Origin of the sequence: Streptomyces sp. NBC_01549 (assembly GCF_026339955.1) — a bacterium.
GTDB lineage: Bacteria > Actinomycetota > Actinomycetes > Streptomycetales > Streptomycetaceae > Streptomyces.
This window is the reverse complement of the sequence record NZ_JAPEPW010000001.1, coordinates 1,413,645-1,428,812: the sequence shown is the minus strand read 5'-3', so window position 1 is coordinate 1,428,812 and position 15,168 is coordinate 1,413,645. Positions and strand designations below refer to the sequence as shown.

Genomic DNA, 15,168 nt, shown 5'->3' with positions numbered 1-15,168 from the left:
CGTCGTGCGTGCGGTCAGGTAACGGCCGATTGCACTTCCAGGGTATTACGCGGGCGAGTGAAGACGAACTCAGAAGGGGCTTCCATGACCGTCGGCACCGGAATCGACAGCAACGAGACCCACGGCAACGGAGCCGACTGGCACGCCTGGCAGCGGAGCTGGGACCGCCAACAGGAGTGGTACATGCCGGACCGCGAGGAGCGCTTCCGGGTGATGCTCGACATGGTCGAGGCCCTGGTCGGCCCGGAGCCGCGCGTCCTCGACCTCGCCTGCGGCACCGGCACCATCACGGCCCGGCTGTTCGACCGCTTCCCGAAGGCCACCAGCACCGGCGTCGACCTCGACCCGGCGCTGCTCACCATCGCCGAGGGCACCTTCGCGGGCGACGAGAGGGTCTCCTTCGTCGCGGCCGACCTCAAGGATCCGCAGTGGGTGACCCGACTGCCGTACGAGTCGTACGACGCCGTCCTGACCGCCACCGCCCTGCACTGGCTGCACAGCGAACCCCTCGCGGTCCTCTACGGTCAGATCGCGGAACTCGTCCGCGACGGCGGTGTCTTCATGAACGCCGACCACATGATCGACGAGTCCACACCCCGGATCAACGCGGCCGAGCGCGCCCAGCGGCACGCCCGTATGGACCAGGCCAGGGCGAGCGGGGTGCCCGACTGGGCCGCGTGGTGGGAACTGGCGGCGCAGGACCCCGTCCTCGCCGCTCCGACCGCCCGCCGCTTCGAGATCTACGGGGAGCACGCCGACGGCGACATGCCGTCCGTCGAGTGGCACGCGCGCGTGCTGCGGGAGAAGGGCTTCGCGGAGGCCCGGCCGGTGTGGCGCTCGCCGTCCGACTCGCTGGTGCTGGCAGTGAAGTAGGCCCCTAGGGCAGCCCTGGGCCCCACGCGCGGGATCGAACGATGAAGGGGCGGTACGGGAATCCCGTACCGCCCCTTCCCCGTTCTCCGTGGCTCAGAGCACCTTGGAAAGGAACGACTGCGTCCGCTCGTGCTGCGGGTTCGTCAGGACGTCCCTGGGGTGGCCGGATTCGACCACCACACCGTCGTCCATGAAGACCAGCGAGTCGCCGACCTCACGGGCGAAGCCCATCTCGTGCGTGACGACGATCATCGTCATGCCGTCCTCCGCGAGGTCCCGCATGACGTCGAGCACCTCGCCGACGAGCTCCGGGTCGAGTGCCGAGGTCGGCTCGTCGAAGAGCATCAGCTTCGGTTCCATCGCCAGCGCGCGGGCGATGGCGACGCGCTGCTGCTGGCCGCCGGACAGCTGGGAGGGGTAGTGCCCGACCCGGTCGCCGAGTCCGACCCGGTCCAGCAGGCGCTGCGCCCGCTCCCGGGCAACGGCCTTGGACTCGCCCTTGACCTGGACCGGCGCCTCCATGACGTTCTCCAGCGCCGTCATGTGCGGGAAGAGGTTGAAGCGCTGGAACACCATGCCGATGTCCCGCCGCTGGGCGGCTACTTCGCGCTCCTTCAGCTCGTAGAGCTTGTCGCCCTTCTGCTGGTAGCCGACCAGGTCGCCGTCGACGTACAGCCGGCCGGCGCTGATCTTCTCCAGGTGGTTGATGCACCGCAGGAAGGTGGACTTGCCCGAACCGGACGGGCCGATCAGGCAGAACACCTCGCGCGGGTTCACCTCCAGGTCGATGCCCTTGAGGATGTGCGCGAGCCCGAAGGACTTGTGCACGCCCTCGGCCTTGACCATCGGGCCGCCACCCGTGCTCTTGGCGACGTCCTTGCTGAGACTGCTCATCGGGCCACCTCCGGGCGGCGGAAGGAACCGAACAGACGGAGGTTCTTCTTCAGGCGCTGCAACGGGGTCGGCGGCAGGTTGCGCGACGATCCGCGGGCGTAACGGCGTTCCAAGTAGTACTGGAAGACGCTGAAGATGCTGGTCAGGATCAGGTACCAGATCGACGCCACGAAGTAGAGCTCGACGACCGCGAGCGAGGTGCTGGAGATGTCCTGGGCCCGCTTGATGAGTTCGTTGAACTGGACCGCGTAGGCGAGCGACGAGGTCTTCAGCATGTTGATGAACTCGTTGCCGGTCGGCGGCACGATCACCCGCATGGCCTGCGGGAGGATCACGCGGCGCAGCGTCTTGCCCTGGGTCATGCCCAGCGCGTGCGAGGCCTCGGTCTGTCCCTCGTCCACGGACTGGATGCCGGCCCGGACGATCTCGGACATGTAGGCGGCCTCGTTCAGGCCGAGACCCAGCAGGGCCGCCAGGAACGGCGTCATCACCTGGTTCATCTCGTCCTTGTAGAACCCCAGGTTGAGGATGGGGAACACGAGCGCGATGTTGTACCAGAGAAGCAGCTGCACCAGCACCGGAGTGCCGCGGAAGAACCAGACGTAGAACCAGGCCACGGTGCTGGTGACCGGATTCGACGACATCCGCATCACCGCGAGGATCACGCCGAGGACGAGTCCGAGCAGCATGGCCAGCACGGAGATGTACAGCGTGTGCCAGACGCCGGACAGGATCGTGCTGTCCGTGAGGTAGTCCGGGATGATGCTGTAGTTGATCTTCGCGTTGGAGAACGCGATCCCGATCAGCACCAGCAGCGCGACGATCACCGCGCCGGCCACCCAGCGGCCGTAGTGGCGCACCGGGATGGCCTTGATCTGCTCCGGCGGCACGGCGGGCGCCGGAGTCTTGTCGACAGTGTCAGTCACAGTGACTGCCCTTCAGTGTTGCGTCAGGCAGGGTCAGGAGCCGCCGTTGATCTTGGCCTCGGTCACCGCGCCGTCCGTGACGTTCCACTTCTGCAGGATCTTGGTGTACTCGCCGTTCTTGATGATCGCGTTCATGGCCGCCTGGAGGGCGTCCCGCAGCTGGGTGCTCTCCTTGCTGACACCGATGCCGTACGGGCCGGCCTCGATCTGGTCGCCGACGACCTCGAAGTCCTTGCCACCGCCAGAGGTCTTGGCGTTGTAGGCCGCGACCGGGAAGTCGTTCAGGTCCGCGACGGACGCGCCCTGCTTCAGGCGGAGCAGCGCCTCGGGGTCGGTGTCGAAGGTCTGCAGCGTGATGGCCTTCTTGCCGTCCGTCTTGCACTTCGTGCTCTGCGTCTTGGCGATGCCCTCGGACGTCGTGCCCTTCTGCAGGGCGACCACCTTGCCGCACAGGTCGTCCAGGGTCTTGATGCCCTTGGGGTTGCCCTTCTGGACGAGGATCGAGGTGCCGGCGGTGAAGTAGTCGACGAAGTCGATGCCGTTGCCGGCCTTCTTGCCGGTGTCCGAGTCGATGCCGTTCTGGCGGTCCTTGGTGTCGTTCATCGCCGACATGATCGCGTTGAAGCGCTTGGACTGCAGGCCGACAATGAGCTGGTCGAACTTGCCGTTCTGGAACTCGAACTTCACACCCAGCTGCTTGCCGAGGGCGTCCGCGATGTCCGGGTCGATGCCGACAGCCTTGCCGCTCTGCATGTACTCGACCGGCGGGTAGGCGATGTCGGAGCCCACCTTGACGACGCCCGCGTCCTTGATGTCCTTGGGGAGCTTGTCGGCGAGCGGGGCCGAGGAGGAGGAGGACGACGACGTGTCCGAGCTGCTGCTCTTGTCCGTCTGGTCACCGCAGCCGGTGAGGACCAGGGCCCCGGCGACCGCGATCGCACCGACCGCTGCTATCCGGGACTGTGCGGCGGTCGTACGACGGGTGGAGCTTGCGGTCATGGTGGGTTCCTCCGGCGGATGAGGGAGTTGCCGATGGGTCGACGAGAACACGCACCTTTGGGTGTCGCGACCTCGTGTGATGACGGCATCTTGCCATTCGGACTGCGCGCTTCGAGGGACTCGCTATGTCAAAATCGGATAACGGGTGACCCCCGAGCCGCCGCGGACGGCTCCATCAGAGCCGGACCTTGTGCGGGAATCCTTCCTTTCGGCCGGAAGATCTTCGGCGCACCTCAGGATGCGGGTCGGCACTACTCCGCACTCGTGGTGTCTTGAGGTCAAGTCTTGGACTTGTCCACATATCCAGGTATGAGTCATGTCACCGGCGTGTGAGCTTCGCGGTATGGACTCGTCGCCGACCTGGTCCGTCCGGTAAGAAGGTTCTTTACACCCCTCATCCGGGGCTCAGGGCGCGTGTGCGGCGCGTCCGTCGCGTATCCGCCCGTACGCAACCACGGCGGCAGGGTCACGCGGTGCCCGCCCACCCCTCAACCAGGAGTGGTCACCCTCAGACAATGAAGACTTAAGGGGTAAAACAAAGTGGCAGCGGAGATCGTCAATCCTCGCAGCGACAGCAGTACGGGTCTTGAAGGCGACGTGGAGCCGGTCAATTCCGCCGGCTCCGTCGACACCGTCGGTTCCGACAGTGTCGACTCCCTCGACTTCGACCCTGCCTTTGCGCTGCACCGTGGCGGCAAGATGGCCGTGCAGGCCACCGTGCCCGTCCGTGACAAGGACGACCTGTCCCTGGCGTACACGCCAGGTGTGGCGAAGGTGTGCAGCGCCATCGCCGAGCAGCCCGAGCTCGTCCACGACTACACGTGGAAGTCGTCCGTCGTGGCTGTGGTGACGGACGGCACGGCGGTCCTCGGACTCGGTGACATCGGCCCGGAGGCCTCCCTTCCCGTGATGGAGGGCAAGGCCATTCTGTTCAAGCAGTTCGGCGGGGTCGATGCCGTGCCGATCGCGCTGGACTGCACGGGCGTCGACGAGATCGTGGAGACCGTGGTCCGGCTCGCTCCCTCGTTCGGGGGCGTCAACCTGGAGGACATCTCGGCGCCGCGGTGCTTCGAGATCGAGCGCAAGCTCCAGGGGCGGCTGGACATTCCGGTCTTCCACGACGACCAGCACGGGACCGCGATCGTCACCCTGGCGGCGCTGCGGAACGCGGCGAAGCTGACCGGGCGGACGCTGGGTGATCTGCGTGCGGTGATCTCGGGGGCTGGGGCGGCCGGGGTCGCCATCGCCAAGTTCCTGCTGGAGGCCGGGATCGGTGACGTCGCGGTCGCGGACCGCAAGGGCATCGTCTCCGCGGACCGGGACGACCTGACCGACGTCAAGCGGGAGCTCGCCGGGATCACCAACAAGGCGGGGCTCACGGGGTCGCTGGAGTCCGCGCTCGCGGGTGCGGACGTCTTCATCGGCGTGTCCGGCGGTACGGTGCCGGAGCCGGCGGTGGCGTCGATGGCCGAGGGGGCCTTCGTCTTCGCCATGGCCAACCCGAACCCCGAGGTGCACCCCGAGATCGCCCACAAGTACGCGGCCGTGGTCGCCACCGGGCGGTCGGACTTCCCGAACCAGATCAACAACGTGCTGGCGTTTCCCGGGATCTTCGCGGGGGCGCTGCAGGTGCGGGCGTCTCGGATCACCGAGGGGATGAAGATCGCGGCGGCGGAGGCGTTGGCTGCGGTGGTCGGGGACGACCTTGCCGCGGATTACGTGATTCCGTCGCCGTTCGATGAGCGGGTGGCTCCTGCGGTTACCGCGGCGGTGGCCGCGGCTGCTCGGGCTGAGGGGGTTGCCCGCCGCTGACGCGGCGGCCCCAGGGCCTCGCCGGGTTGCTCCCGGCGGGGCCCTGTTTTTTTGTCCCGGATTGACCCGTCCGGGTACCTTTCCTCGCCCCCGCCGCCCCTACCCGCAAGCCCCGGCCAAGGGGCGCGGGGAACTGCGCGACCGGCCCCCACTCGCCCGCAGCCGAACGCATCCGCCCCCTCCACCGTCCGCGGCCCCACCCACCGTCCGCCCCAACCCATTCGCGACCCACCCCACCCACCATCCACCCCGGATGGAAAGGAACCCGGTGTGACGTAGGGCGTGGGGGTGGCGGGACGTGTGTCACAGGGGGACGTGGTTCCGTCGGGCGGGGGCGGAGCCTATCGTCAAGGTCATGTTCGCTGCCTACGCCACCCGCATTGACCGTGACCAGCCGCTCAGTGGCCTGGAGTTGGGGGAGCGCCCGGCCCCCGAGCAGAGGCCGGGCTGGACCACCGTGAACGTCAGGGCCGCGTCCCTGAACCACCATGACCTCTGGTCCCTGCGCGGCGTCGGTCTCTCCGAGGACAAGCTGCCGATGATCCTCGGATGCGACGCGGCCGGCGTCGACGAGGACGGCAACGAAGTCGTGCTGCACTCGGTCATCGGGCAGACGGGGTACGGGGTGGGCCCGAAGGAGCCCCGCTCCATCCTCACCGAGCGCTATCAGGGCACGTTCGCCGAACAGGTCTCCGTCCCGACATGGAACGTCATCCCCAAGCCCAAGGAGCTCTCCTTCGAGGAGGCCGCCTGTCTGCCGACCGCATGGCTGACGGCGTACCGCATGCTGTTCACCAACGCCGGGGTACGGCCCGGCGACTCCGTCCTCGTCCAGGGCGCCGGCGGCGGCGTGGCGACCGCCGCGATCGTGCTCGGCAAGGCCGCCGGTCTTCGGGTCTTCGCCACCAGCCGCGACGAGGCCAAGCGCAAACGGGCGGTCGAGCTCGGGGCCGTGGAGGCCCTGGAGTCCGGCGCACGGCTGCCGCAGCGGGTGGATGCGGTCATCGAGACGGTCGGTGCGGCCACCTGGTCGCACAGCATCAAGTCGCTGCGGCCCGGCGGCACGCTGGTCATCTCGGGCGCGACGAGCGGAGACCGCCCCTCGCACGCCGAGCTCACCCGCGTCTTCTTCCTGGAACTCAAGGTCGTCGGCTCCACGATGGGCACCAAGGACGAGCTGGAGGATCTGCTGTCCTTCTGTGCCGCCACGGGTGTGCGACCCGTCATCGATGAGGTGCTTCCGCTGGATCGGGCCCGGGAGGGGTTCGAGCGGCTGGAGTCGGGTGACCAGTTCGGGAAGATCGTCCTTACGGTGGGATGAGGGGTAGTAGTTCGGGGTGGTTGCGGCGGGCCCGGGAGTTTTCGGGCCCGCCGTTTCGCGTGCCGCTGTCAACTCTGGTTGACGTCGACCTGTTGTCAACGTAGATTGACAGCATGACCGAAGCAACGGATCTCGCCGAGCGCGCGGGTGATCGCGATCCGCGCGTCGGACTGCGGGCGGTCTCCGCGCTGCGGAGGCTGCTGGAGCAGTTGGAGGCGGTGCAGGTGCGCAGCGCGCGCAATCAGGGCTGGTCGTGGCAGGAGATCGCCGCGGAACTCGGAGTGAGCAGGCAGGCCGTGCACAAGAAGTACGGGAGGCAGTGATGTTCGAGCGATTCACGAAAGACGCCCGGGCCGTGGTCGAGGGAGCGGTCGGGCACGCCGAACGAGCGGGTGCAGGGGCGGTGGACGAGGAGCACATGCTCCTCGCGCTCCTCGATCGAGAGGGCAGCCGTGGCTCGTTCGCCCTGGCCTCGCTCGGGGCGGCCGGCCGGCGTGACTCGATGGAACGGGCGCTTGCCGAGGCGCGCCGGCGGGGTGGGCTGTCCCGCGCCGAGGCGGAGGCGCTCTCCGGGCTCGGGATCGACGTCTCGGAGATCGTCTCCAGGGTGGAGGAGGCGCACGGGGGCGGGGCGCTGGGGCCGGGGAAGGGGGGTGGTGGCGGGCGGCTGTCCAGGCGTCGGCCGTTCGCACCGGGGGCCAAGGAGGTGCTGACGCAGTCCCTTCGTGTGGCGCTCGCCCGTCATGACCGGCACATCGGCGACAAGCATCTGCTGATGGCCCTGACCGCCCGGCCCGGTGTGCCGGCGGAGGTGCTCGCCGACCACGGGGTCACCTATGAGGCCCTGACGCGTGTGCTGTACGGCGGCGGGGAGGCCGAGGCAGGGTGAGCGACAGGCCTTGGAGGCCGGGGGTTTCCCCGGGATCCTCCGGCCGGAGCCCAGGGGCTCTCCTCGGCCTCGAAGAGCCCTGGCCGCGCCGGGTGTCAGCTCTTCGGCGTGCGCAACGCGGCCCCGATGTGTGCCGCCGCGGTCGACAAGTGACGGCGGGCCGCACGGAGTTGGTCCTCCGTCACTCCGTGATCGCGGGCCGCGTCACGGATGTCGTCGCGGAAGCGGTCCAGGAGGCGGTCGAGGTCACGGGCGGGGTCGCCGGTGGAGTTCTCGTGGGCCCAGGAGGGTGCGTAGTCGGCCGGGAAGTCCTCCGGAGTGTCCGTGTACTCGGCGTACTCGGGCTTCGTCGTCCCGGTGGCCGCCGTACCCGCGCGGCCGAAGCCGAAGTCCCTGCCGAAGTCCTTGCCGAAGGTCTTCCCGAAGTCGCCGAATTCCTTGGCCAGTTCACTCAGCCCCTCACGGACCCCGTTCGGCCAGTCGCCGCGCGCGAAGCGGTCCTGGACCTGCTCCTGGACCCGCTTGGCCATGCGCTGCATCTCCTCCTGCGCCTCCTTGGCCTGGCGCCGTGCGCGCTGCGCCTCGTCGCGGGCCCGCCGGCTCTCGTCCTTCGCGCGCCGGTTCTGCTCCTTCCACTCCTGCTTGACCCGCCGCATCTCCTCCTTCGCGGCCCGCCAGGACTCCTTGTCCCCGAAGTCCCCGAAATCACCCGCGGGCCCTTCGTGTTCGCCGGCGCCTCCCTTGCCGCCGCGCCGCGCCTCGGTGGCCGCCGCCCGCATCTCCCGGCGCAGATCGCCCGCCGCGCCCCGTACATCGGAACGGATCTCCGCGGCGAGCTCCGCGACCGACTCGCGGATCTCCAGCTCCAGATCGGCCAGTTCACCGCTGCGGTCGGCCAGCTCGGCGCGGCCCGCGTCCGTGATCGCGTACACCTTGCGGCCGCCCTCGGTGGTGTGGGTGACCAGTCCTTCCGCCTCCAGCTTCGACAGCCGGGGGTAGACGGTGCCTGCCGACGGTGCGTACAGCCCCTGGAAGCGCTCCTCCAGGAGCCGGATCACCTCGTACCCGTGGCGCGGGGCCTCGTCCAGCAGCTTCAGCAGGTAGAGACGCAGGCGGCCGTGCGCGAAGACGGGAGGCATGTCAGAGCACCTTCTTGTCGGTCGGGGTCCCCGGAGAAGCGGACGACCCGTCCTCGTACGGCTCGTCCTCCGTTGTCGGCCTGCGGAGCATGGCGATGGAACCGGAGACGGTCATCGCCTTCAACTTGCCGTTGCCCGCTCCCAGTCGGCCGGTGATCTTCTTGGCGCCCCACTGGCCGCTGACCCGGAGGTCCTCGAAGGCACTGGAGACCGTGCCGCTCGTGGTGTTGGCCTCCACCTCGGCGTCCGCGGGGTGCGGGAGGCGAATGGCGATCTCCCCCGAGACGTTCGACAGTTGGACGTCGGTGGGGGTGCCCGTGGGGTCGATGTCCACGATCATCGAGCCGGTCACCGACTCGGCGCGCACGGAGCAGCCCGAGGCCTCGATCACGGTCAGGTCGCCGGAGACGGAGTTGAAGCGGAGGTCGCCGGTGACGGCCTGGGCCTCCAGGCTCCCGGAGACGGTGTCCACGCGGACGGGGCCGGCGATCCGTACGAGGGCCGTGTCGCCCGTCACGCCTTTGACCTCCACCCGGTCCTCCATCCCGGAGACCACGGCGGCGGCGCCGACCACGCCCACCTCGACGGGGGCGCCGGCCGGGACCGCCAGCGTGACGACGGCGCTGCGGCGCCAGCCCTTGCGGTCCAGCCACTTGAGGAAGCCCTTCCAGGGCAGGTCCTCGTACGCCACGGTGAGCGTGCCGTCCTGCAAGGTCACGAGCAGCGGCGGGCCCTCCAGCTCGGAAACCTCGAGCCGGGCGGAACCCTCGTCGGTCCCCACGACGTTCACCGTTCCATTGACGACGCGCACATGAAGTGCCGTCACCGGGTCGTCGAAGGTGAGCTTCCTCGGCTCTGCGACGGACCACTCGGACATGGTGCAGACCTCCCAACGAGCCGACCAGACCGGGCGCGCGTCTGGACTCGACGTAATCTGGACTCGACGCGCCATATCGCGTCTTCCCTCATTCACGATATATCGCGGTTGCGGAAAGTCAAGGCGCTCATTTGGGGGAAGTGGGGCCCCTGCGGCCGGGGTTTGAGGGTGAGCGGTGGGGGCTTGACGGGTAAAGCGGGCAATTCGACCCCTGGTCGATCTACCGTGTGTCCATGTCCACAACGCCCGACTCGTCCCCGGCCAAGGCCACCGGTGCCCTGCTGCTCTGCCGGGCAGGGCACGAGTCCGTCGGCCTGGCGGCCCAGCTGTTGCGGGAGCGGATGCTGCTCACCGGGGCGGGCCCCGAGTGGAGCGTGCTCGTTCCCGAGGGGAAGCCCTGGCTGCACGGCGTCGAGCCCGTCGACCGGGTGGTCACGGGGTGGGCCACCGCCCTCGCCGTCAGCGCCCCCTGGCCCGTGCTGGCCCTGTGGTGGGACGCGGACCGCAGCGGGCTCGCCCTCGCGGCGGGCTTCAGGCGCTGTGTGGGCTACGAATGGCTGGAGAACGGCACCCCGGTCGGTGAGGACGAGGCGATGAGCACCTTCGCCGCGCGGCTCGGCCTCGACCCGGTCCTCGACATGCCGGCCCTCGACCCACTGACCAGGCCGGACTCCGGGGTGGACGCCCGCGCGCGCATGCGGCGGCTGCTCTCGGTCCTCACGCGCGCGGGGGTGCTGCTTCCGGCCGGGCTGGGCCCCGGGGAGCGCGCCGACCGGCTCCTCGAGGTGGCCCGTGTCCAGCCCGGTGCGGAGCAGATCGAGTGGAACGGGTGGCGTGCGGCGGTCCGGGCGGAACTGGAGGCGGTCGAAGGCGCCGGTACGGGTTCCCGGCGGCGCGGGCGCAGGGCCCGGGTCCTCGCGACCGGGCAGCTGGCCGCCGGGCTGCCGCTGACCCTATGGGGCGTACGCCGCCACAGTGCCGGCTGGATCGTCGCGGGGACGCTCCTGATGCTCCACGGGGCGCTCGGACTCGCGTACGACCATCTGCACGCCTTCGACTGACGCCCCCGCTCGCGACCGTCGGGGCCTACTCCTCGTCGTCCTCGTCGTCCAGCCGCGCCAGCCACGTCGCCAACCGCTCCACCGGCACCTCGAAGTCCGGATTGAGGTCGACGAACGTACGCAGCTGCTCGGCGAGCCACTCGAAGGTGACCTCCTCCTCGCCGCGCCGTTTCTCCAGTTCCTCGATGCCACGGTCGGTGAAGTACATGGATGGTGCTCCGTCGGTGAAAGTGAAGGGGAACGCTGAGAAAAGGATAAGTGGGACCGCGATCCGGCTGGAGGGCCTCCGGCCGGATCGTCCCGGCCGCACGCCCGCCGCTTCGGCCCCGTGCCACCTCGACGTGGCGCACCACGGCAAGGCGGCAGAGGGAAGGGCCCGGTCTCCGAAGCGGTTTCGGAGGCCGGGCCCTTCGCCGGAGTCGCGTTCGTCGAGGGCTACGCCTCGAACACCTCACGCACCAGCTGCTCCTGCTCGGCCTGGTGCCGCTTCGCCGAGCCCACGGCCGGCGACGAGGACGCCGGGCGGGAGATACGGCGCAGACGCTCGCCGTGCGGGACGTCGGCGCCGACGGCCAGGTCCAGGTGGTCGATCAGGTTGAGGGCGATGAACGGCCACGCTCCCTGGTTCGCCGCCTCCTCCTGGGCCCACAGGTACTTCTCGGCGTTCGGGTACTTGGCGATCTCCGCCTGGAGCTCGGCACCCGCGAGCGGGTACAGGCGCTCAATGCGGATGATCGCCGTGTCCGTGACGCCGCGCTTCTGCCGCTCGGCATCGAGGTCGTAGTACAGCTTGCCGGCGCAGAAGACGACCTTGCGGACCGCCGCGGCGTCGACCGAGTCGTCGCCGATGACGGGACGGAAGGCGCCCGTGGTGAACTCCTCCGTCTTCGACGCGGCGGCCTTGAGGCGCAGCATCGACTTCGGGGTGAAGACCACCAGCGGCTTGTGGTGCGGGTTGTGCACCTGCCACCGCAGGAGGTGGAAGTAGTTCGACGGGAGCGTCGGCTGGGCGACCGTCATGTTGTTCTGCGCGCACAGCTGGAGGAAGCGCTCGATGCGGGCCGAGGAGTGGTCCGGGCCCTGGCCCTCCAGGCCGTGCGGAAGCAGGAGCGTGACGCCGGACGTCTGGCCCCACTTCTGCTCCGCCGCCGAGATGTACTCGTCGACGACCGACTGCGCGCCGTTGACGAAGTCGCCGAACTGCGCCTCCCACATCACGAGGGCGTCGGGGCGGGCCAGCGAGTAGCCGTACTCGAAGCCCATGACCGCGTACTCGGAGAGCAGCGAGTCGTAGACGTTGTAGCGGGCCTGGTCGTCGGAGAGGTACTGGAGCGGGGTGAAGTCCTCGCCCGTGACCCGGTCGATCAGGACCGCGTGGCGCTGGCCGAACGTGCCGCGGCGGGAGTCCTGGCCCGACAGCCGGACCGGGGTGCCCTCCAGGAGGAGCGAGCCGATGGCGAGGGTCTCGCCCATGCCCCAGTCGATCGTGTCGTCCTCGATCATCGTCGCCCGGCGCTGCAGCTGCGGGAGCAGTCGCGGGTGCACGGTGACGTGGTCGGGGATGTTGACCTGGGACTCGGCGATCCGCTTCACGACCTCCTGGGAGACCGCGGTCTGCACGGCCACCGGGAACTGCGCCTGCGGGTCCGGGATCTGCACCTGGACGGCCTGCGAGACAGCCTCGCGGACCTCGGTGAAGACCTTCTCCAGCTGGCCCTGGAAGTCCTGCAGCGCCTGCTCGGCCTCTTCGAGGGTGATGTCGCCGCGGCCGATCAGGGACTCGGTGTAGAGCTTGCGCACCGAGCGCTTCTTGTCGATCAGGTCGTACATCAGCGGCTGCGTGAACGCCGGGTTGTCGGACTCGTTGTGTCCGCGGCGGCGGTAGCAGATGAGGTCGATGACGACGTCCTTGTTGAACGCCTGGCGGAACTCGAAGGCCAGGCGAGCGACGCGGACGACGGCCTCGGGGTCGTCGCCGTTCACGTGGAAGATCGGCGCCTCGATCATGCGGGCCACGTCGGTCGCGTACATCGAAGAACGCGCGGACTCGGGCGCCGCCGTGAAGCCGACCTGGTTGTTGATGACGATGTGGACGGTGCCGCCCGTGCGGTAGCCGCGCAGCTGCGACATGTTCAGCGTCTCGGCGACCACGCCCTGGCCCGCGAAGGCCGCGTCACCGTGCAGGGCGACCGGCAGGACGGTGAAGTCGGTGCCGCCCTTGTTGATGATGTCCTGCTTGGCGCGGGCGATGCCCTCGATGACCGGGTCGACCGTCTCCAGGTGGGAGGGGTTCGCGGCCAGCGAGACCTTGATCTGCTCGCCGTCCAGGCCGGTGAAGGTGCCGTCGGCGCCCAGGTGGTACTTCACGTCGCCGGAGCCGTGCATCGACTTCGGGTCGAGGTTGCCCTCGAACTCGCGGAAGATCTGCGCGTACGACTTGCCGACGATGTTGGCGAGGACGTTCAGGCGGCCGCGGTGGGCCATGCCGATGACGACCTCGTCGAGGCGGGACTCGGCGGCCGAGTCGATCACCGCGTCGAGCAGCGGGATGACGGACTCGCCGCCCTCCAGGGAGAAGCGCTTCTGGCCGACGTACTTCGTCTGCAGGAAGGTCTCGAAGGCCTCCGCCGCGTTCAGCCGGCGCAGGATGCGCAGTTGCTCCTCGCGCTCCGGCTTGGTGTGCGGGCGCTCGATGCGGTCCTGGATCCACTTGCGCTGCTTCGGGTCCTGGATGTGCATGAACTCCACGCCGGTGGTGCGGCAGTAGGAGTCGCGCAGCACGCCGAGGATGTCGCGCAGCTTCATCAGGGACTTGCCGGCGAAACCGCCGACCGCGAACTCGCGCTCCAGGTCCCACAGGGTGAGCCCGTGCTCGGTGATGTCGAGGTCGGGGTGCTTGCGCTGGCGGTACTCCAGCGGGTCGGTGTCGGCCATGACGTGGCCACGGACCCGGTAGGAGTGGATCAGCTCGAAGACGCGGGCGGCCTTCGTGACGTCGTCGTCGTGGCTGGCGTCGATGTCCTTGAGCCAGCGGACCGGCTCGTAGGGGATGCGCAGCGCCTCGAAGATCTCGTCGAAGAAGCCGTTCTCGCCGAGCAGCAGGTTCGCGACGATCCGGAGGAACTCGCCCGAGGCGGCGCCCTGGATCACCCGGTGGTCGTAGGTCGACGTGAGCGTCATGACCTTCGAGATGCCGAGCTTGTTCAGGGTGTCCTGGGAGGTGCCCTGGAACTCCGCCGGGTAGTCCATGGAGCCGACGCCCATGATGACCGACTGTCCGGGCATCAGACGCGGGACGGAGTGGACGGTGCCGAGGCCGCCGGGGTTGGTCAGGGAGACCGTGACACCGGTGAAGTCGTCCATCGTCAGCTTGCCGTCGCGGGCGCGGCGGACGATGTCCTCGTAGGCCTGCCAGAACTCGAAGAAGTTCAGCGTCTCGGCCTTCTTGATGCCGGCGACGACGAGCTGGCGGTCACCGTTGGGCTTCACCAGGTCGATGGCGAGGCCGAAGTTGACGTGCGGCGGCTTGACGAGGGTGGGCTTCCCGTCCTTCTCCGCGTAGTGCCAGTTCATCGACGGCATGGCCTTGATGGCCTGCACCATCGCGTAGCCGATGAGGTGGGTGAAGGAGATCTTCCCGCCCCGGGCGCGCTTCAGGTGGTTGTTGATGACGATGCGGTTGTCGAAGAGCAGCTTCACCGGGACCGCGCGCACGGAGGTGGCCGTGGGCAGCTCGAGGGAGGCGTTCATGTTCTTCGCGACGGCACCGGCGGGGCCACGCAGCGTCACGTACTCGGGACCCTCGGGGGCCTCGGTCGCGGGCTCGGCCTTCGGCCCCGCGGCGGCCGGGGCGGCCTTCGCGGGGGCCGGGGCGGCGGCAGCGGGCTTCGGCGCGGCCGGAGCGGGCACAGGAGCCGCGGGAGCGGCCTGGACCGGGGCGGCGGGCGCGGCAGGGGCTGCCGGAGCGGCAGGTGTGGCGGGAACCGCCGTGGTGGTCTCTGCGGCCCCCGCGGCCGCAGTACCCGCCGGAGCCGAGGCGGCTGGCGCCCCCGGCTTGTAATCGGCGAAGAAGTCCCACCAGGCTCGGTCTACCGAATTCGGGTCCTGGAGGTACTGCTGATAGATCTCGTCGACGAGCCATTCGTTCGCACCGAACGCGGCCGCGGGGTTCTTCCCGGCGGCTTGGTCATCGGTCGAGATGCTCGAGTTACTGGGGGACTGTGGCGACACGGCGGCAACCGCCCTCTTCCGCTTCACAAGGTGATGGACAGCGGGAATTAAGGCTACGCCCCTATGGCCGAGAAGGTCAGGCCGGACCGGTCCAACGTCGTGTAAGTCACATCGGAAAGCGCGTTTCGGGGACGGAATTGGCGGGAA

General features: G+C 69.1%; 13 protein-coding genes. 6 read left to right on the top strand and 7 right to left on the bottom strand.

The window, feature by feature from the left end:
* The first annotated feature begins 84 nt into the window (after positions 1-84).
* Positions 85-873, top strand: a complete 789-nt coding sequence (locus tag OG819_RS06020) for a trans-aconitate 2-methyltransferase (RefSeq protein ID WP_266628501.1) — start codon at positions 85-87, stop codon at positions 871-873.
* Positions 874-966: 93 nt separating this feature from the next.
* Here the strand turns inward: OG819_RS06020 and OG819_RS06015 are convergent, their stop codons facing one another.
* The 3 genes from OG819_RS06015 to OG819_RS06005 are packed head-to-tail and all read right to left on the bottom strand — an operon-like array spanning position 967 to position 3,692.
* Positions 967-1,767, bottom strand: a complete 801-nt coding sequence (locus OG819_RS06015) for an amino acid ABC transporter ATP-binding protein (protein ID WP_323138168.1) — start codon at positions 1,765-1,767, stop codon at positions 967-969.
* Entirely contained in the window at positions 1,764-2,693 is a 930-nt protein-coding gene (locus OG819_RS06010; protein WP_266431582.1) for an amino acid ABC transporter permease, read from the bottom strand. The genes OG819_RS06015 and OG819_RS06010 overlap by 4 nt, the downstream gene beginning before the upstream one ends.
* A gap of 33 nt (positions 2,694-2,726) precedes the next feature.
* On the bottom strand, positions 2,727-3,692 hold the full coding sequence (locus OG819_RS06005; protein ID WP_266628503.1) for an ABC transporter substrate-binding protein: 966 nt from the start codon (positions 3,690-3,692) through the stop codon (positions 2,727-2,729).
* Between the two features lie 540 nt (positions 3,693-4,232).
* Here OG819_RS06005 and OG819_RS06000 point away from each other — a divergent pair.
* From OG819_RS06000 to OG819_RS05985, 4 genes are all read left to right on the top strand, one after another.
* Positions 4,233-5,504, top strand: coding sequence for an NADP-dependent malic enzyme (locus tag OG819_RS06000; protein ID WP_266648361.1), 1,272 nt, complete (start codon positions 4,233-4,235; stop codon positions 5,502-5,504).
* 355 nt (positions 5,505-5,859) lie between these two features.
* Positions 5,860-6,825, top strand: a complete 966-nt coding sequence (locus OG819_RS05995) for a zinc-binding dehydrogenase (RefSeq protein WP_266431576.1) — start codon at positions 5,860-5,862, stop codon at positions 6,823-6,825.
* Positions 6,826-6,938: 113 nt separating this feature from the next.
* Positions 6,939-7,148, top strand: a complete 210-nt coding sequence (locus OG819_RS05990; protein WP_121405930.1) for a helix-turn-helix domain-containing protein — start codon at positions 6,939-6,941, stop codon at positions 7,146-7,148.
* Positions 7,148-7,714: a Clp protease N-terminal domain-containing protein gene (locus OG819_RS05985; RefSeq protein ID WP_266648360.1), complete on the top strand. Its 567-nt coding sequence runs from the start codon at positions 7,148-7,150 to the stop codon at positions 7,712-7,714. Before OG819_RS05990 ends, OG819_RS05985 begins: the two co-directional genes overlap by 1 nt.
* A gap of 95 nt (positions 7,715-7,809) precedes the next feature.
* Here the strand turns inward: OG819_RS05985 and OG819_RS05980 are convergent, their stop codons facing one another.
* On the bottom strand, positions 7,810-8,853 hold the full coding sequence (locus OG819_RS05980; RefSeq protein ID WP_266648358.1) for a PadR family transcriptional regulator: 1,044 nt from the start codon (positions 8,851-8,853) through the stop codon (positions 7,810-7,812).
* A gap of 1 nt (position 8,854) precedes the next feature.
* Complete coding sequence (locus tag OG819_RS05975; RefSeq protein ID WP_266648356.1) at positions 8,855-9,730, bottom strand: DUF4097 family beta strand repeat-containing protein; 876 nt, start codon at positions 9,728-9,730, stop codon at positions 8,855-8,857.
* 233 nt (positions 9,731-9,963) lie between these two features.
* On the opposite strand from OG819_RS05975, the gene OG819_RS05970 reads away from it, so the two are divergent.
* Positions 9,964-10,791, top strand: coding sequence for a hypothetical protein (locus OG819_RS05970; RefSeq protein ID WP_266628514.1), 828 nt, complete (start codon positions 9,964-9,966; stop codon positions 10,789-10,791).
* A 25-nt stretch (positions 10,792-10,816) separates the two neighbouring features.
* Here OG819_RS05970 and OG819_RS05965 read toward each other — a convergent pair whose 3' ends face one another.
* Positions 10,817-10,999 carry a DUF6104 family protein gene (locus tag OG819_RS05965; protein WP_005312030.1) on the bottom strand — a complete coding sequence of 61 codons (183 nt, stop codon included), beginning with the start codon at positions 10,997-10,999 and terminating at the stop codon, positions 10,817-10,819.
* A 227-nt stretch (positions 11,000-11,226) separates the two neighbouring features.
* Positions 11,227-15,021 carry a multifunctional oxoglutarate decarboxylase/oxoglutarate dehydrogenase thiamine pyrophosphate-binding subunit/dihydrolipoyllysine-residue succinyltransferase subunit gene (locus OG819_RS05960; protein WP_266648355.1) on the bottom strand — a complete coding sequence of 1,265 codons (3,795 nt, stop codon included), beginning with the start codon at positions 15,019-15,021 and terminating at the stop codon, positions 11,227-11,229.
* Positions 15,022-15,168: the final 147 nt, after the last annotated feature.